Genomic DNA, 20390 nt, shown 5'->3' with positions numbered 1-20390 from the left:
GGGCGGCTGCGTTCCTCGCCGGTGGCGGCCGGTTATGCAGTCCATTGTATGAACCCGGCGCAGCGGGTGTGGTCAATCGTTCAGGTTTTCGCGCACGTTTCGACCGGACAGGCGGTGATGGTCTGTGCTATAGGCTTGCGAACTTGGGACAGGTCTGCGCAACAGTTCGTTCGGTGGAGATTGGCAGCGCATATTTAGGCATGATTATACGGGGTGCGGGAACCCCGTCAAGGGATCGTTAAGAAAGTTTATGATGGTCAACTTGCAAAGGGCCCCGCCAAGTGGTGGAAGAGTTGCCCCGTGCCGGCCAGCGGTCGCCCGGGCGGGATGAGTGGCATTCCAGGCCGGTGAACGGCATGCAGGGCGCCAGAAGGGTGCCAACGGTTGCCGTCGCACGGGTGATCACACGGCCGCCGGCCGAGGCTTGGCGGGCCAGGGGCGCGAAAAGACACGGACCGGGAGGAACCCGGCCGCCGCCCGGGGTGCCCGGTCCCCCGGTGGGACGGCCGGTTCCTTCCCGGCCCGCCTCCCGGCCCGCTTGCTCTGCGGGCGGGTCGCCGGCTAGTTGCGGATCTGCTGGCCGCCGAAGGCGCCCTTCAGGCCGCCGGAGGGGTAGCCGGCCAGGCTGGTGTTGACGGCCGCAGCCCCGGTGGCGGCGCCCTCGGTCGCCGGCAGGACCTTGAGGGCCTGCTCCATGCGCCGGACGTCGTCCTCCAGGTGACGGACCAGATCGGCCGGGGCGGGGGGCACGGTGTAGAGACCGCGCCGGCGCAGCCACTCGTAGTGCTGGCCCGCCATCTCCAGGTGCTGGCCGGCCATCTGGTACAGGGTCCGCCGCAGGTGCCGGTCCGCCGCCTCCGTCGCCGCCACCATCATCCGCAGGGCCATGTGCTTGCAATCCTGCAGGCAGTCGGCGATGGCCAGGGCGTCGGGGTCGGCCAGCCGGACGGCGCCCGCTTCCACGGGACCGCTTTGGGCCGCTTCGGGCCGCCAGGCGGACGCCGGGGCGGTGTACCCGGCCGTCTGGGGGGCGCCGCCCCGGCCGAAGGCGTCGCCCTGCAGGCCCGTCCCCGGCCGCGAACCGGCCGCGGGGCCCGTCCAGGGGTTGGGCGCCCACTCGGGACCGAAGCCCACCCGGGGCGAGTCGAAGCGGATGCCGCTGGTCCCGGGGCCGCCTTCGGGCCCGCCCTGGGCGGTCCAGTGGCCGCGGAAGCCGGGACCGGCCTCAGCCACCGGCACGGGGCTGCCGGCCACCTGGGCTGCGGCCCCCGGCCCATAGCCGACCGGGCGCACGGCGGTGAAGGCCTCGGCGCCGGGCGCGCCCTCCGGCCGGACCGCCTCCCGGCCGCTGGCCTGGGCGGACAGGTCCCCGCCGCCGGGACGGCCGGCCCGGGCAGCCATGCCCCGCGCCGCCCCGGCCCGGGCCGCCGGGCCTTCCTCGGCCCGCCGCCACTCCGCGGCGGCCTCCATGCGGCTGCTGCCAGCCACCGCCCCGTACCCTGCTACCTCCGGCTCCCGGGCGCCGGCCAGCCCGGCCCGCCAGTAGGCGGCCCGGTCCAGGGCTCCGGCCCGTCCGGCGCCGGCCGGGCCAGCCGTGCCCAGGCCGCCCTCCCAGCGGGCCTCCAGGCCCGCTGGCTCCCGCCGGGCGCCGGCTTGCCAGCCCTCGTTGTTGCCCGCGCCCGGCTCCCAGCCCACCAGCTCCGGCCGGTGGCGCAGGGCGTCCCGGGTGGCGTCGGCACCATCGCCCCGGGGGCCCAGTTCCGGGCTGCCCCCGCGGATGGGCCGCCAGCCGTCGCCGGCGGGATCGCCGGCCCGGGCCGGGCCGCCGGGGTGGCCGCCCGGTGCCGCGGCTCCCCGGCCCTCGGCGCCGGCGCCCGCCGGGTAGCGGTGGTCCTGGGCCGCCGCCGACGGCCGGTAACTATAGGTCCCCGGACCGGTGGGCGGGTACCCCGGCGCCCCGCCGGCCTCGGCGGGATGGACGGGCCCGCCCCGGCCGGCGGGAGACGGGTTCCACCCGGCCCCCGCTGCACCGGGCGCTCCGGGGCCCCATCCGGTCCCGGCGCCGGCGGTTCCACCCGCCGCCCCCGCACCCCAGCCGGCCCCGGCCGCACCGGCCGGACCCGCTGCCCCGGGGCTCCACCCGGTCCCGGCCGCGCCCGCCGGACCGGTGCCCCAGGCCGGACCCCGGCCGGTCGCCGCGCCGGCCCCCGGACCGTGGGCCGGCACCACACCGGGCCCCATGCTGGGCCCCCAGCCGTCCCCGGGCCGGCCGCCCGGTCCGGCCAACCCGCCGGGCCCACCCGGCGCCAGCGGGCCGCCCGCGCCGATGGCCGTGCCCGCCAGGCCGGCGCCTGGCGCGGCGGCGCCGGTTCCACCGTCCCAGGAGGCCCCCAGCCCGTACAGCCCGCCCTCGCCCGCCAGGGCCTGCTTCAGCTGGTGACACTGCTGGCGGAAGGTCCGCTCGTGGGCCCCCAGCATCTGGACCACGTCGGCGTCGCGGGCCGTGCTGGCGGCATGGAGCAGCTTGTTCGCCACCGCGTCACAGGCGACGATCAGGTCCCGCAGTTCCAGGACCTCGTGGACCGTGCGCTGCACCCTTCCCCCTCCTTGCCCGCCGCTCCCCGGCGGCGCGACATGATGCCACTCAAGAGGAAGCCTGTTCGCGGCCGCGAACGGTTAGGATAGCAGTTTCTGGAACCCAGGGGGAACGGGCGCATTGCCGGGGAAATAGTCCCATCATCGTTCCAGGTCCAGGAGGGGAGAGGGTCCCGTGAGCGCCCTGTGGAGAAGCGGTCGACCGGCCGGCGGGGCGGCCCGTGGAGGGGCCGGCGCCGGCGGGCCGGCCTGGGGGGAGGCCGGCAGCGGCGGAGGGGCCGGCGGTCGTGGGGCGGCCGGCGGAGGCTCCGGCCGCGACGGGGCGGCCGGTGGCGAGGCCGGTCGCAGGGGGGAGGCCGGTGGAGGGGTCGCCGGTGAAGCGTTGGCAGGTGGAGGGGCCGCTGGCCCGCCCGGCGAACCCTGGGCCGGCTGGTGGCGGATCCTGATCCTGGGCACCGGCTACCTGGGCATCCAGGTGGTCTGGACCCTGTACAACGCCTACCTGCCCAACCTCTACGGCCAGTACCTGGCCAGCAACTTCCTGATCGGCGTGATCATGACCCTGGACAACATCGCCGCCGCGACGGTCCAGCCCTATTTCGGCGCCCTCAGCGACCGGGTCGCGACCCCGCTGGGCCGGCGAATGCCTTTCCTATATATAGGCGTGCCCGTGACGGCCCTGGGGCTGTGGCTGATCCCCCGGGAGACCGGCCTGGGCTCGCTGCTTTTGGCGACCGTCCTCATGAACGTGGGCATCAGCATCTACTCCAGCCCCGCCACCGCCCTGATGCCCGACGTCACCCCGCCGGAGAAACGGGCCCGGGCCAACGGCATCATCCTGCTGATGGGCGGAGTGGGGGCGATGCTCGCCATCTTCGTGCTCTCGCCCAGCTTCGACCGCGCCCGCACCCTGCCCTTCGACCAGGCGGCCGTGGTCGTCCTGGCCTCCCTGGCCCTGGTCGCCCTGGCGATCCCCGAGCGCCGGCTGGCCCGCTACGCGGGGATCGAGGGGGACGAACCGGCCGGCGCGGCGGGTTCCTCCGACGCCCTGGCCCAGCGGGGCCACCTGCTGGTCGCCCTCAAGGCCGTGGCCCGCGCCCCCGACCGCCGCGCCTTCTGGCTGCTGCTGGCGGCCCTGGCCTGGGTGGCCGCCGTCAACGGCGCCCAGAACATGTTCACCCGCTTCGGCACCGAGGCCCTGGGCCTGAGCCAGGTGGAGGCCACCTACATGCTGGGCTACTTCGCCGGGCCCTTCATCCTGCTGTCCATCCCCGCGGGCGTGCTGGGCGACCGGATCGGCCGGTTGCGGGCGACGCGGATCGGCAGCACGGGCATCCTGGCGGCCTTCCTGGCTCTCGCCGCCAACCCGCCCGCGGCCCTGCTCCCGGGCCTCTTCGGCTTTGCCGGGGTGTGCTGGGCGCTGCTGATGACCAACTCCTACCCGATCCTGGTCAACCTGGCGCCGCCGGGCACCCTGGGCACCTACACCGGGCTGTGGAACCTGGCCATCGCCGTGGCGGGCCTGATCTCCCCGCCCGTCTACGGCGCCCTGGTGGACGGGCTGGGGTGGGCCGCCTTCTTCCCGGTCGGGGTGGCGTTCCTGGCGCTGGGGACCTGGTGCCTCCTGCGGGTGCGGAGCGGCGAGGCGGACACCCCGGCGGGCGACGGCCACTGAGGGCCGACCCCTTGCCCGCGGCTCGCCCGTGTGCAAGGAATTAATAAGGTTTGGACCGTGCGGACGTTCTGGCGCGGGCAGCGGGCGACCGGCCACCGGGCGCCGCGCCGCCCAGCCGCGCCGCCGCAACCCGATGCCCAGGGAGGACGATCCCATGCCCGAGAAGGTTGCCGTCGTCGGCCTGGGGTACGTGGGGCTGCCCACGGCGCTGCTCTTCGCCGGCGCCGGCGTCGACGTGCTGGGGGTCGACATCAACCCCGAGCTGGTGGCCGCCCTGGAAGCCGGCCAGTGCCCGGTGGAAGAACCCGGCCTGCCCGAGCTCCTGAAGGAGGTCCGGGCGACGGGCCGCTTCCGGGTGACCCAGCGGCTGGAGAGCCGGGACGTCTACATCATCACCGTGCCCACGCCCCTGGACCGGGAGACGGGCGGGGCCGACCTGACCGCCGTGCGCAAGGCGGCCGAGGCCGTGGCCCAGGTGGCCCGGCCGGGCCAGATGGTCATCCTGGAGTCCACGGTGCCGCCGGGCACGCTGAACCGGCTGGTTCGTCCCATCATCGAGAGCCGGGTGCCGGGGCTGGACTACGTCTTCTCGCCCGAGCGGGTGCTGCCCGGCCGGATCCTGATCGAGCTGCCGGGCAACCCGCGGCTGATCGGGGCCGACTCGCCCCGCGCCGCCGAGCGGGCCCGGGCCCTGTACGCCACCTTCGTCCGGGGCGAGATCCGGATCACCGACCCCACCACCGCCGAGCTGGTCAAGCTGATGGAGAACACCTACCGGGATGTCAACATCGCCCTGGCCAACGAGTTCGCCATGGCGGCGGAGCGGGTCGGGGTCAACGTGTGGGAGGCCATCGAGCTGGCCAACCTGCACCCGCGGGTCAACATCCACCGGCCGGGGCCCGGGGTGGGCGGCCACTGCATCGCCGTCGACCCCTGGTTCATCGTGGAACGGGCGCCCCTGGCCACCGCCCTGATCCGCCAGGCCCGGACGACCAACGACCGCATGCCCGTGGTGGTGGCGGAGCGGGTCGAGCAGCTCACCGTGGGGCGCCTGCTGGGCGGGCGCCTGCCCGTGGGCCCGGCCGTGGACCCGGCGGGGGCGGCCAACGGCACCGCGGCGGGTGCCGCCACCGGCGCCGCGGCGGGCCGGGCCGGTGACGCCCTGGCTGGGACGTCCACCGGGGCGGCCGCGGGCACCATCAAGGTGGGCCTGCTGGGCCTGGCCTACAAGGGCAACTCCGACGACAGCCGCGAGTCGCCGGCCTACGTGCTGGCCCGCATCCTCAAGAGCCGCGGCTTCGACGTGGCCGCCTACGATCCCCTGGTCCGCCGGGGCGCCCTGCCCAACGCGACCCTGGAGGAGACGGCCCGCGGCGCCCACATCCTGGTGCTGGTCACCGACCACGACCGGTTCCGGGAGATCGACCCCCAGGCCCTGCGGCCCCTGGTGGCCCAGCCGGTGCTGCTGGACACCCGCAACCACCTGGACCATGACCGCTGGCGGGCCGCGGGCTTCGAGGTCTTCGTGCTGGGGGACGGGAAGAACGGGCTCGTCCAGGACGGCCTGGGGCCCCACGCCGCCGCGGCGGTGGGCCCCGCCGTGGACCCAGCCGTGGGCCCCGCCGTGGACCCGGCCGGGGGCCCCGGCGACCCCGCCCGGGCCAGCCGCTGACGGCCCGGCGGTGGCCACCGGAACACCGGAAGCGGAGGAACCGACGTGGAGCCCGACGACCGCCCCGGGACCCCGGCGCCGCCCCCTGCCGGTTCGGGCGAGGCGCCCCGGCCCCTGCGGGTCCTGGTCATCACCAACATGTATCCCAACGCGGACGAACCGGCCTTCGGCCTGTTCGTCCGGGGCCAGGTGGAGGCGCTGCGGGCCGCCGGGGCCCAGGTGGACGTGCTGGCCATGCCCCGCCGTGGCCGGGGCTGGCGGGGCCGGCTGGCCTACGCCGCCTGGGCCCTGCGCGGGCTGGCCCGGCTGCCGCGCCGCTACGACGCTGTCCACGCCCACTACGCCGTCCCCAGCGGGGTGGTGGGGCTCTGGTTCCGCCGCTGGGCCCGCCGGCCCCTGGTGGTGACGGTCCACGGTTCCGACGTGCTGGTCCTGCCCGACCGCTACCCGCGGCTGGCGGGCGCCGTGGGCCGGGTGCTGCGGGGCGCCGACCACGTCATCGCCGTCAGCCGGTTCCTCCGGGACCGGGTGGTGGAGCGGTTCGGCGTGCCGCCCGGCCGCATCACCGTGCAGAGCGCCGGCATCGACACCCGGGTCTTCCATCCGGACGCGCCGGGGGCCGAGGCGGTCCGCGCCCGTTACGGCGACCGGCCTCTGGTGGTGTACGCCGGGAACCTGATCCCCTTGAAGGGCGTCGATGCCCTGGTGCAGGCCTTCGCCCGGGTGCGGGAGCGGCGGGGGAGCGGGCACCTGTTGCTGGTGGGGCCCGCGGTGGACCCGGCCTACCGGGAGCTCCTGGAGGCCCGGGCCGCGGCCCTGGGGATCGGCGCGCACGTCACCTTTGCCGGCCCCCAGCCGCCCGAGCAGGTGGCCGCCGCCATGGCCGCCGCCGACGTCTTCGTCCTGCCGTCCCTGGAGGAGGGACTGGGGCTGGTGGTCCTGGAGGCCCTGGCCTGCGGGACCCCCGTGGTGGCGAGCCGGACGGGGGGCATCCCGGAGATCGTCCAGGACGGCGACTACGGCCTGCTGGTGCCCCCGGGCGACGTCACCGCCCTGGCCGGCGCCATCCGCCGGGTGCTGGACGAACCCCGCTTCCGCGAGCGGGCCCGGCGCTACGGGCCCACCCTGGCCGCCCGCCACGACCGCTGGCGCCAGGCGGCGGAGCTGGTGGTGCTGTACCGGTCCCTGGGCCAGGCCACGGGCCCCGGTGGGGCGGGGCGGGGGCAGGAGGCGCCGTAGGGGCGGACCTTGGGGCCGGCGAATCGCGGGGCCGAAGTCATCGTGACGCTGACGCGAGCTTTCGTCCTGAGGGAGGGTGCCTTCCCTGCGCATCGAACTGCTGGGACTGCCCCTGGATGCCCTGACCTTCGACGAGACGGTGCAGACCATCGTCGAGCGGGTTCGCCGGGGCGAACCCACCCTGCAGGTCTCCATGAACGCCGCCAAGTACGTGCGGGCGGCGGAGGATCCCCTGCTGCGGGCCTTCATCCGCCGGGCCCACCTGGTCAGCCCCGACGGCGCCGGCCCCCTCTGGGCCGCCCGCCGCTTCGGCCTGCGGGTGCCCGAGCGGGTGCCCGGGGTCGACCTGATGATGGCCCTGTTGCCCGAGGCCGCCCGCCACGGCTGGCCGGTCTTCCTGCTGGGTGCCCGCCCCGAGGTGGTGGAACGGGCCGCCGCCGAGGCCGCCCGCCGCTGGCCGGGCCTCCAAGTGGCCGGCACCCACCACGGCTACTTCCGCCCCGACGAGGAGGGGGCGGTGGCGGAGCGGGTGCGGGCCAGCGGGGCGACCATGCTCTTCGTCGCCCTGGGCAGCCCCCGCCAGGAGCGGTTCCTCGAGCGGTGGTTCGCCAAGACCGGTGTCCTCTACGCCCAGGGGGTGGGGGGCGGCTTCGACGTGCTGGCCGGCATGGCCCGCCGGGCGCCCCGCTGGATCCAGCAGGCCGGGCTGGAGGGCGTCTACCGGATGATGCTGGAACCCCGCAAGCGCTGGCGCCGCGTGGTGGTCGACAACGCCCGCTTCGTTGCCATGGTGCTGCGGGCGGCCCGCCGGCGGGGCGCCGGTTCCCAGCGGCCCGGCGGTTCGGGGCCCCCGGGACCGGCAGGATCGTCGGGTTCGGCGGGTGCGGCAGGTTCGTCCCGATCGGCGGGCCATCCCACATCGGCGGCCCGGCCGCCCGGCCGGTGAGCCGTCGCCTCCGCAATCCGGTCGCTTCCGAAATCCGGTCATCCTGTCGCCTCCGCCCAGCGATCCCATCTTATCGCCGCCTTCCGCCGCCGGGCGCCATCGTCCGGCCCCTTCCAACCCGGTTCCACCGATTACCACCTCCTCCCGGCGGAATTGGGACCCAACGCGGGCAGGACATGCCGTGCCGGGGACGAACCAACCCAACCATGTGACAAATCTGTCCAAGTTGTGACACCGGACCCCGCCCGGCTGGGGTTGGTTCGTGCGGAGGTGAGGGGAGAGGATGGGACCGGAGCCATTCCCATGGGGTTTCACAGGGGGTTGCGGGGAAGCACCCCGCTCCTTGTCGGACGGCGGCGATGCGCCGGAGGCGGCGGACGGCGCGACTGCCGTCGGTCCGAAGGGGGCCGTAGCGCAAGGGTTGGTGAAAGGGGAACGGATCCCGGCCCACACCCAGGACGGAGAGGAGGGTAGGGAACCCGGGCAGCACCCGTACCAATACGGAGACAGCCGCGATACTCGCAGCGGTACCAGTGGCGCGACTCTCGCCGGAACTCTGGGTGATCCCACCGCATCCCCCTGGGATTTAGATTTGGTGGTCACCTTGCGCGCCAAGTGGAGCAGCTGGTTTAAGGTCCGACCGCCAGGCGGCCGTACCAGTCCGGTGGGAGGGAGTACCTGACCACCTGGCTCGACGGGGATCGTGGTCGACCCTAACCGCGGCGGCACCGTCCACTGTGGTCGCCGGCCACCCTTTGACGACGTTTACTGAACCCTGCTTGGCGCTGTGGAGCAGGCCCGGTAGGTCGACGTCAGGTGGAAGCAGCCTTTCAGAAAAATTTGCATAACGAACTGAGGAGGAGTGGTCATGACAAAATCGCATGGAGGGCTGGTTAGCATATTTGTTAAGGTTTTCACTGCAGTGATCCCTATCCTGCTGTGCTTTCAAACTGTAGTAAAAGCGGCGTCTAACGAACCAATTGTCTCTGTCAAATTGAAACATTTTCTTGGAAATAAACCTGCTGTTAGAATAACAGTTTCTGTTCCGTACCAAATTAACAATAATATCGACCTTAGCCCAGGAACTGAATACGAAATAAAAATTGATGATGATGGCAAGAATCTCAATTTAAAGAAAGGGCAAAATATTATTGCAGTGGCAACCTCGTTTAGGGCTACACCGGCAAAGGATTCTGGCATAATATCCATTAATGGAAGATCGTATATTGGCACAATTATATTCGAAATAGAAAATGGCCATATAAGACCGGTCAATTTAGTTCCGCTTGAAGAATATATTAAGGGAGTAGTACCGGAAGAAATGTATCCTAACTGGCCCATAGAGGCTCTGAAGGCCCAAGCTGTCGCCGCAAGAACGTATGCATTAAGGCTAATTGGAAAAGTTATCGACGATAGTGATCGATTTCAGGTGTATGGCGGATACAAGAATGGTCTCATCAAGAGTGACCAAGCTGTAGATCAGACACGAGGGCAGGTACTTACCTATAAAGGGAAGTTGATTGAAGCTCTATATTCTGCTTATAACGGTGGACAAACCGAGTCCAATTCCGCTGTATGGGGTGGAGATCCGCTTCCATATTTTATTGCCAGGAAAGATCCTTATGATCCCGGTTTGGAATGGAGCATCCAGCTAAACAAATTCCAGATAAAGCGCGTCGACGAAACCTCTTCTTGGGATCACTTGGTAGAGGTAGATAGAAACTTTGTGACATATTTGAAGAAGCTTGTTGCTCCTAATTACGACATCCGAATTATATCATTTGATAACGTTAATTTAAACACTGATGGAACCATTGATATTAATGTCACCCTAATTCTAAGAGAGGAACCGAACGTACAAGCGAAAGTCGGTATGGTGGACACCAAAGAAAAGCCTTTAAATGTACGCGATAAGCCAAACGGGAAAAAGTTGGCTTCGTTGGCTAAAGGTAAAACCATCGTAATTCTTGGTGAGGAAACAGGCTGGTATAAAATTGCCTATGGCGATTCCAATGGAATTAACTACGGATATGTTTCATCCGCTTATGTTCGAATGGGAGTAAAATTACAACGAGAAACGTTCATTGATAACGTTCTGGAGCCATATTTACGGTCTTCATTGGTCAACCTTCAAGAGATTAAAGAAGACGTCGATTCTTATCACCTTATTGGAACAAGACGGTATGGCCATGGCGTCGGTATGAGTCAGTGGGGTGCGTACTATAGGGCGCGGCAAGGGCAGTCGTATGAAGAAATCCTTGCATTTTATTACCCGGGTACTCAAATTTCTAACATATACGGTGAAGATGAGCCCGAAGTAGATTGGTTTTACGTTGGAGGCGGACTATATATGTCGGAGGATGAAGCTAATGTTGCTGCACAGAAGTTTACTAGATTAACTGGTTACAAAATCTATACTGCACCCCATCCATCAAGTTCCGGGTTTTGGGTTCGTTCCGGAAGGATCACCGCCTTTGAAAAAGCAAAGGAATTTGCGGCGAAGTGGTCGCCGCTCGGCTTGAAATACGTTTTAGGACCGGATGGTGTTTATAAGGTTGAGTTGGTGTACTATGTTGGAGGAGGTTTATTCCAAAGTCAGGATGATGCGGCCGATGCCGCAGCCCGACTGTCCAAGCTCACGGGCTACAAAATGTACGTTGCACCGCACCCCGAATTGAATGGGTTTTGGGTCAGATCTGGACGGGTTTCGACTTATGAGCAAGCACGACGATTTGCGGAACAATGGTTGAGGTACGGGTTGAAATATGTCTACTCCTCGCCATCTTTGTAAGGAGTGTACTAAATCTATAGGGGGAGGTCATCATTCACATGCGGCGCGTCGACAATTTGATATACGAGGCGGCCACCAAATTCGAGGCACATTCATTCACCTTCAGAGGATAAGAAGGTTATCAAATTGTATAGGTGATATTGCGAAGAGAATTCGGGCGGAGAGAAGGCGAGTGGTTTATGCTCGGGTTTGACAGTTAACAGTCCTTCTTGGTGCCACGCCGCCCCAAGAACCCGCATGAACCAAGGGGTTTCCATGGGGCGGCGGCTGTTTTGGGTCAAAAGTGTAGTGCCCCGTGTATTCGTGAAACACTTATGTAGTAAGCACGGTCATACTATGATGTTGTGCCATTTTCGTCCGCCGGAAGACCTTCAAGAACAAAGACAGCTCCACTACCCCTGCTCCAAGCGCGGCACAGTGCGCCATTGGCTGCAGTGCGTCTACCGGCCCGAGGCGGAAGAGCTCGAGTTGTACCACTACTACCGGGCCTTGGATGTGCTGGCCAAGCACAAGGAGACCATCGAAAATCGCGTCTTTGCCCGGGCTCACGACCTGTTGTGGACCGATGTCGACGTGGTGATGTGGGACGCACATCTAGCTACTTCGAAGGCCGCGGACCCGAGGGCCTGGCCGCCTACGGCTACGAGCGCCCGGACCGGCCCCAGCTGGTGGTGGGTGTGCTCATAACCCGGGACGGCTACCCCATCGCCCACGAGGTCTTCCCCGGGCGATACTGCGGACAAGGCGACCGTGGAAACCGTGCTGGATGCCCTCCAGCGGCGCTTTCACCTGCGCCGGGTGATCTTCGTCGCCGACCGGGGCATGGTCAGTCGCCAGATCCTGCGGGCCATTGAAGAGGCCGGGATGGAGTACATCGTCGGCATGCCCCTGCGTCGGCACCGGGCGGCCGAGGCGGTCTTAAGCCAGCCGGGACGGTATCGCAAGGTGAACGACCGGCTCCAGATCAAGCAGGTGATCCACCAAGGCCAACGCTACATCCTCTGCTACAACCCCCTCCAGGCTGAGCACGACCGCCAGGCCCGGGAGGCGGCCCTCGCGCACCTGAAGCAGCGGATCGAGCGCGGGGAGGCCAAGCAGCTGCTGCGCAACCGCCTCGTGGCCCGTTACCTCAAGGCCCTGCCCCAGGGCGCGTTGGTGGTCGACACCGATGCCGTGAAGCGGGCGGCCCGCTACGATGGGAAGTACCTGCTCCGCACCAACACCAACCTCGACCCGGAGGCCGTGGTGCGGGCCTACCAGGACCTCTGGCGGGTCGAGCGTGCCTTCCGCACCCTCAAGTCCGCCCTGGACTTGCGGCCCATGTTCCACTGGACGGAGCGGCGGGTCCGGGGGCACGTCATGGTCTGTTTCCTGGCGCTGGTCCTGGAGAGCCTGTTGTTGCGCAAGCTCCGCCAGCAAAACCCCGAGGCGAGCTCCGAGGACGTGCTCCACGATCTCGCTCAGCTGCACGCCGTGGCCGTGGAGCTGGACGGCGAGGCCTACCTCACCCGGACCGAGCTGGTGGGCCAAGCCTACGAGGCCTTCAAGGCCGTCGGTCTGCGGCCGCCGGCGCGGGTGCAGCCGATGCCACGTCCCGAGACGACCCCTGCCGGGTAGTGTAGTGGTACGCGGCCCCCGTGTGCCCAAGAAAGCCTTGTGTTTCAAGGGTTCTCAAGGATCACGGTGTCAAACTCGAGTCTGAAAAAACCCTTGGCTTTTTCGGCAAGGACGGCCAGGACGCAAAGCGAAGAATCCCCATATGGAGACGGTACCGAAACCGGGGCCGATGCACCATGCTGGGAAGGTTGGATCGACGGCGGAACTTCTTCGATGAGATCCTCTTTGGGCACATGCTGCCCGCGGAACATCCCCTCCTGGACATCGACCGGGCCGTCGATTTCTCGTTCGTCGAGGAAGAAACGGCCGATCTGTACAGCGCCGATCAAGGCCGGCCTTCGTATCCGCCGGAGCAGCTGGTGCGCGTCCTCTTCCTGGCCGTGTGGGCCAACCTGTCGGACGTGCAGGTCTGCCAGCAGCTTCGCTACAACGTCCTCTATCGCTACTTCTGCCGCCTTGGCTGGGAGGATGCGATTCCCGACGACACGACGCTGGTGCGGTTTCGGCAGCGGTTGGGGAGGCACGGTGGCAGCGGCTGTTGCACCGGCTGGTGGACCAGGCGCGGGCGAAGGGGTGCCTGAGAGGCCGCTGGCTGGTGATGGACTCCAGCCCGGTGGTGGCCCACGCGGCCGTCTGCAGCCGGCTGCAGCTTTTGCGCGAGGGGCGGCAGAGGCTGGTCCAGGCCGTTCGGCAGGCGGCGCCGCAGGTGGCGAAGGAACTGGAGGCGCTGGCCGAGCCGGTGCCGGACGAGACTTGCGAAGATCAGGATCAACTGCTGCAGGCAGAACAGGAAGGGACGGAGGCCTTGTTGGCGGCGATTACGTCCCGGACCGCCGCCCGGGCGCCGGCGGTCCGGCGCGTGCGGAAGCAAGTGGAGCAGGTGCTGAAGGACGAACGGGTGGCGAGCTATGCCGACCCGGAGGCGCGTTGGGGGCACCAGCGCCGGGAGAAACCTTTTTTCGGCTACAAGATGCACCTGGCGACGGATGAGACCGGCTTCGTGCTGGCGGCGGCGGTGACAGCGGGGAACGCGAGCGACCTCGAAGGGGCGCCGGCGCTGGTGGAACAAGCGCGCGTCCAGGGCCTCCGGCCGCGGCGGATGGTGGCTGACAAGGCCTATGACGCCAGTGGCCTGAGGCCGGATCTCGTTCGGCAGGGCATCCGCCCGTACATCCCCCAGCGGACGCAAAGGCAAAGGCTTCCGAAGCAAGGGTTCACGTACGACAAGCGCCGCCGGCAGTGGATCTGTCCCGAGGGCCACCGCTCCATCGGCCAGAGCCCGCACCAGCGCGGGGGGTGGCTGGTGTACTTTTCGGAGCGAGCCTGCCGCGGCTGCCCGCGGGCGGGGCGTTGTCTGAGCCGGAGCCAGACGCGGAAAGTGTTGTACTGGCATCCGGGCACGGAAAGCGAACCGGCCGCGGGGGCTGAAACGGGCCTTGCGGGTGCGGACGGTCATCGAGCGCACCTTTGGGGAGGCCAAGCAGTGGCACGGCCTCGGGTGGAGCCGTTACCAAGGCCGGGAACGGACGGCGATTCAGGTGCGGCTGACCTGCCTGGTGCTCAACGCCAAGAAGATGGCTCGGCGCTTGCAAGACGCACGTGGACGTAGGAAGAGGTCTCGGACCATGGAGCGGGCGGCCGCTTGAGCGGACGGGCACCCGTAGAAAGCCCGGCAACCCTGCAGATCCGCTCCCCTGTAGTGCCACGCATACCATCCAGCCTCTGGCAACTATCTTCGGCCCCATGGGATCAGCTTTCCGCCGCTTTTTCAGAGTTCTCGTTGGAGACCCGATGGTCTAGCGCCGCAGGTAGCGGTCCCAGATCAGCTGGTGGAGGTCCTCGGACTGCGGGGCGGAGAAGGCCTGGAGCCCGAAGTCGTCGAGGATCAGCAGGTCGGGTGCGAGGTAGCCGCGGAAACGCTGCTCGTAGCTGCCGTCGACGCCGCCGCCGCCGAGGTCCCCCAGGAGCCTGGGTGTCTTGACGTAGCGGACACGGTACCCTTTCTCGCAAGCGGCGTAGCCCAAGGCCTGGGCGATGTGCGACTTGCCAACGCCCACCGGCCCACAGATGAGCACCGACTCCTGGCGCTCCAGGAAGCGCAACGTGGCGAGGTCGCGGATCTGCCCCGCCGGGATCTTGGGGTTGGCCTTGAAGCCGAAATCGGCCAGCGTCTTGACCTCCTCGAACCGTGCCCGGGAGGCCCCGAGCGCCAGGGCCTTCTGCCCGCGCCGGGCCACCTCGTCCTCCAGCAGGAGTGTGAGGAACTCCGGGTTGCCGAGCTGTTGGCGCTGGGCCTGCTCTGGCCGCGCCTCCACGTTGGCAAGGGTGCCGCTGAGCTTGAGCCGCTTGAGCGTCTGTTCCAGGTGATGGACCTGCATACTGGGTCACCTCCCGGCCGTGGAGAACGTGAGGGGCCCTGGCCCCGCAGGTAGGCGCCCGCCCTGGCCGGCGACGGAGGATCGGGCAGAGGGGCCTGGTCTAGGCCGCGGGCCAGGATGGTCTTATCGGTCCGTTGGCGGGGGTCGCCGAAGACCATCGCCGCCTAGCAGGTGGCGTTGAGGCGCTCGGCGCCGTCGGTTTGCGCGAGCCGGAGGATGGCGTGGGCCTGGCGTAGGTGGGTCAGCATGTTAACCGCTTAGACGGATTTGAGGGTGCGGAAGAGCCTGTTGCACTGACTCTGACGAATCTGACGAATCAGAAGTAGGGGAACGTACCGGGTCGATTCGACAATTCTTCATGGGCTGACGGTCAGGACTATGTAGGCTGACGGCCCGGTCGTTCCCCTTCTATGCCAACCCCGCCACCGTGCATCTAAAGGGCAAGGTGGCGGATCGCTCCCTCACCCTCCGCCAGAGCTTCAGCAAGTTGTGGGTCAAGCAAAGCAGCTTCCACTCGCTGTCACACGCCGCCAGACCCCGACGCAGGAACCGGTCGGCCCCTCGCACGGCCTTGATCTGCCCGAACACCGGCTCCACGGTCTGGCTGCGCTTCGCGTAGATCGCCTGCCCTCGCCGGGTCCGCAGCTTGCGTTCCATCCGCTCCCGCAGGCTCAGCCCCATGGGGATCCGGCCCCGCGGAGGCGGGTCGTCCTTCCAGGCTCGGCGCTGCTTCCACTCTTTGCTCGTCGCCAGGAACAGCTCCGGTCCCTCGCTCGGTGCCTGCCTCACGTTCGCCTCGCTCCAGTACCCCGCGTCGGCCACGACGGCCCGGATGGGCTCGTCCACGCCCGCGGCCCGCAGTTTGGCTTGCGCCTGCTGGAGCATCGGATGCAGTTGGCTCACGTCGTTGGCGTCTTGCGTCACCGCCGCGGCCACGATGAGTTGGTCTTCGCTCACCACCGCCTGAGCGTTGTACCCTTGCACAAAGCCCTGCCGGGTCTTCATGATCCGGCTGTCCGGATCCGTGATGTTGGCCTTCGCCGCTGGATCCACCGAAGGATCCGGCGCCTTTGGCTTCCGCCCCCGCCGCTTCTTGCCGGTCGCCTGCTCCTGCGCCTTCCGTTCGTCGATGCGGGCCTGCTGCTGGGTCGCTTCCCGGGCCGCCTCGTCCTCCAGCCGCCGCTTGCATGCCTTCAGCCGCTCCCGCCGGCTCTGGCGGCGACGCAGTTCTTCCGGCATCGCGTCCCCCCGGCGGCCGGGGCCGTACCGCTCATCCTCTTCCCGATCGGTCGCCTCCGCCTCCCGGAGCATCTTCTCGACTTCCTCACGAATCGCTTCGTAGGTGCGGTTGGCCGCCAGCGGGGCGCTGGCCTTGACTTTCGTCCCGTCCAGCGTCACCACACCCACCGTCCCGAGCCCCGCCGCGCGGCACAGCCGCAGCACCTGGGTGAAAAGCTCGGCCAGCTCCCGCTCATGGCGCTGGCGGAAGCGGGCGATAGTCGCGTGATCGGGAGGCTGGTTGGCGGCAATCACCCGGAAGGCCACATCCTGCATGCACAGCCGCTCGATCCGCCGGCTGGACCGCTCGCCGACGCAATAGGCATACAGCAACAGCGTGACCATCATAGCGGGGTCGTAGCTCTCCCCGCCCCATCCGTCGGCGCGGTACTTCTCGTAAAAGGCTCGCAGGTCCCTCTGCTCGACCGCGTCGATCAGAAACCAGGTCAGATGGTCCTCGGGCAGCCAGTCGCGGAGACTCGGTGGGAGCAGGTACAGTTGGTCGCGGTTCACCGGGCGGAAGTGGTAGGCCATAGGAACACCTCAGGCGATGGCGAAATCCAACCGATACCTTCACTTAACCCCGCGTGGGCACAATCCTGCGGCAATAACTGGGTTCGTGAAACAGGCTCGGAAGGGCCGTTTGATCCGCCAGAGGTTCTCACAGGCTAACACCACGGCCTCCGGGTCGAGGTCGGTGTTGGTCCGCAGCAGGTCCAGTAGCGAGCCGCCCGTTTCACGGCCCCCATGTCGACAACTCGGGTACCCTGGGGCAGAGGCCAGATTCAGTATGGTAGTTTCTTCTATGTGCGCCTTGACCTAGGACCTCGTGAGCATGAAAATGAAAAAATGATTGCACAGGCAACGGTTTTGCGGAGCGGCCAAGTGGGAAATAGCCAACTGTGCCAGCAATGGGAGCGAGCAAGGTTGCGGGTCGTGCTGGCGACGAGCTACCAGTTCCCCCACCAGGGCGGGCTCTCGACCCATGTGGACCTTTTGGCCCGGGGCCTGCGCGAGCTGGGCCATGAGGTCCGGATCCGGGCCTTCAACGACCTCCCCGCGTGGCAGTGGGCGGCCACCCGCGGCCCGTCGTGGCTGTTCAACCGCCTGGGGCGGGGCTGGGGCACCACCTGGAGCAGCGCCATGCGCGCCCGCTTCGTGGCGGGGCTCTTGCGGCGGGAGGCGGGCTGGCTCGACGCCCTCAACGTGGAGGACCCCATGGCCGCCGTGGCGGCCCAGCGGGCCGGGCTGCCCTACGTCTACACCGTCCACGGCTACGCCACGGGTGAGCACGTGGCGGCCCGGCGGATCCGGGCGGGGACGCCGCCCGAGCGCTGGCACCTGGAGCTGGAGAAGAAGGCCCTGGCCGGCGCCTCCCACGTGATCACCGTCGACGCCCGCCTGCGGCGCCACGCGGAGCAGCTGGGCGCCGCGGGCCGGGTGACGGTGATCCCCAACTTCGTCGACGGCACCTGGCCGGACCGCGCGCCCGCGCCCGGCGAGGCCCGGCGGCGCCTCGGCCTGCCCGCCGGCCGGTTCGTCATCCTCTGCCCGCGCCGGCTGACGCCGAAGAACGGCGTGGCCTACGCCGTCCAGGCCATGGCGGCGGTGCGGGACGGGCGCGTGCCCTGGCCCGGGGATGAACCGCCGCTGCTGGTGGTGGTGGGGCACGGGCCCCAGTGGGCCGAGCTGCGGGCGGCCGTGGAAGGGGGCCGGCTCGAACCCTATTGCCGGCTGGAAGGCGGGCGCCCCCACCCGCTGATGCCCACCTACTTCGCCGCGGCCGACGCCGTGGTGATCCCGTCGGTCCATGAGGCCGGGGTGGAGGAGGCCACCTCCATCAGCGCCCTGGAGGCCATGGTCTTCGGCAAGCCGGTGGTGGCCTCGGCCGTGGGCGGGCTGCGGGAGATCGTCCGGGACGGGGAGACAGGGCGGCTGGTGCCCGACCGGGATGCGGTGGCCCTGGCCCGCGCGCTGGCGGACCTGGCGGCCCGCCCGGAAGAGGCGGCGCGGCTGGGCGCCGCGGCCCGGCGGTACGTCCTCGAGCACCACTCCCACCTGGCGGCGGCGCGCCGGTTCGTCACCATCTATGAAGAGGTCCTGCTGAACCGGGTCGCGGCGGGGCGGGAGCCGGAGATCGGGGGACCGTCCGCAGGGGCCGGCCGCGGGCGGGTCGAATTGCTTGACCACTTTGGGGAGGAGAGGTGAACCATGGCCCAGCATCGTCACGCCAGCGCCGCCGGCAGGGACCCCCGCCTTGACCCCCGGCAGGGGCGGGACCCCGGGCGCCCCACCGGGGCCGGCGGGGGGCCTGGCGGCGGGCCGGCCGCCCGGGCGATGCCGGCGAAGGCGCCGGGCGGCAAGGGTGCCCGCGGCGGGCAACCGGCCGGCGCAGGGCCTGGCCAGGGGCGGGCGGGCCGCGTGGGACCCGGCGGTGGCCTGCGCGCCGGCCTGGCCGGCCCCCGGGGACCGGCCCGGCTCGCCGTCCAGCTCATCGCCCTGCTGATGCTCTTCACCGTGCCCTACCTGGCCTTCCGCTTCCTCCTGGTGGACTTCGTCTGGTCGCCGCTGCGGTGGCTGAGCGACCTGACCTCCGCCGGGCTCGGAGCCCTGGCCGTGGGGGCCCTGGCCGTCGACCCCGGCCTGCGGGCCGCCTTCTGGCCGCAGCGCGGCGGGACGAACCGGCTGCTCTGGGCGATGCTGGGCGCCATCGGCCTGGCGGTGCTGGCCGTGGTTCTCTCGGCCGCGGTCAACGGGCGCGGGCTGATGGATCTGGCCACGGGGATCCGCAGCCTGGTCCTCTGGGCGACCCTGCTGCTGGGCGCGGCCACCGTGGAGGCGTGGGAGGCGGCCTACGGGCCCCTGCCCTTGCCCGGAGCCGGCGCGGCTGGCGGGCGGCGCGCCGCCGGCGCCGGTCACCGGACGAACCGGACGAACCGGGCGGGCCGGAAGGACCGGAAGGCCCACCGGGGCGAAGCCGGCCCGGCGGGCCGGGCCGCCGGGGCGGACCGTTCGGCCCGGCGCGCCCCGGCCCTCGGGGAGGCTGCGGGCCGCCCCCCGCGGGGTGCCGGTGCCGCCGGGCCGGGCGCGGCGGACGCCGCCACCGCCCAGGGGGTGGCGGCGCTGGCCGGTTCGTCCGGCGCATGGATGAACGGGCTCTGGCGCTGGGTGATCGGCCTGGGCGTCTTCATGGCCGCGGTGGAGACCATCGGCGTGCTGCTCTTCGGCTGGTTCGGGCCCTGGAAGTGGGTCGCCACCCTGACGGGCTCCAACGTGGGCCGCGCCGTCGGCCTGATGAAGAACCCCAACACCCTGGGCTGCTTTCTGGTGCTGGCCCTGATCCTCCACTGGCCCCGCTGGGCGACGGCCGTGGCCGAGCGGCGGCGGGACCGGGGCGCCTGGGCCATCGCCCTCCTGCTCATCGTGGGCCTGGCCCTGACCTACTCCCGGCAGGGGTGGCTGGCGCTGGCCCTGGCCCTGGTGGCGGCCGGGTGGCTGGCGCGCCGGGTCATCCCCCTGCGGGTGACGGCGGCGCTGCTGGCGGTCACCTTGATCGTCACCCTGGTCGCCACCATGCTGCCCGTGCCCGTGTGGAGCGTCCTCTTCCGGGGGGAGGACGGCGGCGCCAGCGCCACCCGCGGCCTGCAGATCCAGCGCATCCGGGAGACCTTCGACGAGGAGACCGTGGAGCTGAGCCGCGCCTCGGGCCGGCTGGCCATGGTGCGCTATGCCATGGCCATGCTGCGGGATCACCCGGTCTTCGGCGTGGGGCCGGGCCGGGTGGGCGGCGCGGGCGCCCTGCGGCCCGACCCGGAGATCCGCGAGCGCTACCAGATGCCCGATTACGCCTACGCCGACAACCAGTACGTGCGCACGGCCATGGAGCTCGGGGGCCTGGGGCTGCTGGGCCTGGGCGCCATCATCCTGGCCACCCTGGCCCTGGCCTATCGGGCCGTGGGGGTCGACCGGCTGCTGGGGGCGGCGGTCACCGCCGTGGTGGTCGCTATGGTAAGCTTTGGGTTGGGTCAGAATTCCTGGGAGAATCAGCCCCTTGCGGCCGTGTACTGGCTCGTCCTGGGGGCGGCCTGGATGCTGCAGCGGCAGCGGGAGCGGGCGCCGGGGGCCTGAAACCCGAACCGGAAGCGGATCGCCCGCAGGCGCGCCCTCGGTGCGGTCCAGCCGGGCCCGGGCACGACGCG

Annotated in this window: 12 protein-coding genes and 2 pseudogenes; 11 read left to right on the top strand and 3 right to left on the bottom strand. The window is 69.4% G+C overall.

Annotated elements, in window-relative coordinates:
• Positions 1-561 precede the first annotated feature (561 nt).
• Positions 562-2595, bottom strand: coding sequence for a spore coat protein (locus tag ACYQ02_RS04940; RefSeq protein ID WP_460039329.1), 2034 nt, complete (start codon positions 2593-2595; stop codon positions 562-564).
• 175 nt (positions 2596-2770) lie between these two features.
• Here ACYQ02_RS04940 and ACYQ02_RS04935 point away from each other — a divergent pair, with 175 nt between their 5' ends.
• The 9 genes and pseudogenes from ACYQ02_RS04935 to ACYQ02_RS04895 all read left to right on the top strand — a co-directional run bounded on the left by ACYQ02_RS04935 (position 2771) and on the right by ACYQ02_RS04895 (position 14181).
• On the top strand, positions 2771-4270 hold the full coding sequence (locus ACYQ02_RS04935) for an MFS transporter (protein WP_460039328.1): 1500 nt from the start codon (positions 2771-2773) through the stop codon (positions 4268-4270).
• A 154-nt stretch (positions 4271-4424) separates the two neighbouring features.
• Positions 4425-5942, top strand: coding sequence for a nucleotide sugar dehydrogenase (locus tag ACYQ02_RS04930; protein WP_460039327.1), 1518 nt, complete (start codon positions 4425-4427; stop codon positions 5940-5942).
• Between the two features lie 45 nt (positions 5943-5987).
• Entirely contained in the window at positions 5988-7181 is a 1194-nt protein-coding gene (locus ACYQ02_RS04925) for a glycosyltransferase (protein ID WP_460039326.1), read from the top strand.
• A 76-nt stretch (positions 7182-7257) separates the two neighbouring features.
• The gene (locus tag ACYQ02_RS04920; protein ID WP_460039325.1) at positions 7258-8127 is read left to right on the top strand and encodes a WecB/TagA/CpsF family glycosyltransferase; all 870 of its coding nucleotides are present in this window, start codon (positions 7258-7260) and stop codon (positions 8125-8127) included.
• Between the two features lie 868 nt (positions 8128-8995).
• Entirely contained in the window at positions 8996-10918 is a 1923-nt protein-coding gene (locus tag ACYQ02_RS04915; protein WP_460039324.1) for a SpoIID/LytB domain-containing protein, read from the top strand.
• A gap of 396 nt (positions 10919-11314) precedes the next feature.
• Positions 11315-12535 (top strand): annotated as a pseudogene (locus tag ACYQ02_RS04910) (IS1634 family transposase); the annotation flags it as partial.
• A 188-nt stretch (positions 12536-12723) separates the two neighbouring features.
• Positions 12724-13116, top strand: coding sequence for a transposase (locus ACYQ02_RS04905; protein ID WP_460039323.1), 393 nt, complete (start codon positions 12724-12726; stop codon positions 13114-13116).
• 17 nt (positions 13117-13133) lie between these two features.
• Positions 13134-13757: pseudogene (locus ACYQ02_RS04900) on the top strand (transposase); the annotation flags it as partial.
• Between the two features lie 220 nt (positions 13758-13977).
• Complete coding sequence (locus ACYQ02_RS04895) at positions 13978-14181, top strand: transposase (RefSeq protein WP_460039322.1); 204 nt, start codon at positions 13978-13980, stop codon at positions 14179-14181.
• 150 nt (positions 14182-14331) lie between these two features.
• Here ACYQ02_RS04895 and ACYQ02_RS04890 read toward each other — a convergent pair whose 3' ends face one another.
• Together ACYQ02_RS04890 and ACYQ02_RS04885 are read right to left on the bottom strand one after the other, a co-directional pair.
• Positions 14332-14913: an ATP-binding protein gene (locus tag ACYQ02_RS04890; RefSeq protein WP_460039321.1), complete on the bottom strand. Its 582-nt coding sequence runs from the start codon at positions 14911-14913 to the stop codon at positions 14332-14334.
• A gap of 408 nt (positions 14914-15321) precedes the next feature.
• Positions 15322-16725: a transposase gene (locus ACYQ02_RS04885; RefSeq protein WP_460039320.1), complete on the bottom strand. Its 1404-nt coding sequence runs from the start codon at positions 16723-16725 to the stop codon at positions 15322-15324.
• Positions 16726-17127: 402 nt separating this feature from the next.
• Between ACYQ02_RS04885 and ACYQ02_RS04880 the strand changes: the two genes are divergently transcribed.
• On the top strand, positions 17128-18399 hold the full coding sequence (locus ACYQ02_RS04880; protein ID WP_460039405.1) for a glycosyltransferase family 4 protein: 1272 nt from the start codon (positions 17128-17130) through the stop codon (positions 18397-18399).
• Positions 18400-18402: 3 nt separating this feature from the next.
• Entirely contained in the window at positions 18403-20319 is a 1917-nt protein-coding gene (locus tag ACYQ02_RS04875; RefSeq protein WP_460039319.1) for an O-antigen ligase family protein, read from the top strand.
• The last annotated feature ends 71 nt before the right edge of the window (positions 20320-20390 follow it).

It is taken from the genome of Thermaerobacter litoralis (assembly GCF_054654595.1).
The sequence above is the reverse complement of the archived record's forward strand: the minus strand, read 5'-3'. Positions and strand labels throughout refer to the sequence as shown.

What these genes read in the sequence shown, in the direction of transcription:
- ACYQ02_RS04875 (WP_460039319.1), top strand. Translation starts at nt 18,403, where the DNA reads ATGGCCCAGCATCGTCACGCCAGCGCCGCCGGCAGGGACCCCCGCCTT.
- ACYQ02_RS04885 (WP_460039320.1), bottom strand. Translation starts at nt 16,725, where the DNA reads ATGGCCTACCACTTCCGCCCGGTGAACCGCGACCAACTGTACCTGCTC.
- ACYQ02_RS04930 (WP_460039327.1), top strand. Translation starts at nt 4,425, where the DNA reads ATGCCCGAGAAGGTTGCCGTCGTCGGCCTGGGGTACGTGGGGCTGCCC.
- ACYQ02_RS04915 (WP_460039324.1), top strand. Translation starts at nt 8,996, where the DNA reads ATGACAAAATCGCATGGAGGGCTGGTTAGCATATTTGTTAAGGTTTTC.
- ACYQ02_RS04890 (WP_460039321.1), bottom strand. Translation starts at nt 14,913, where the DNA reads ATGCAGGTCCATCACCTGGAACAGACGCTCAAGCGGCTCAAGCTCAGC.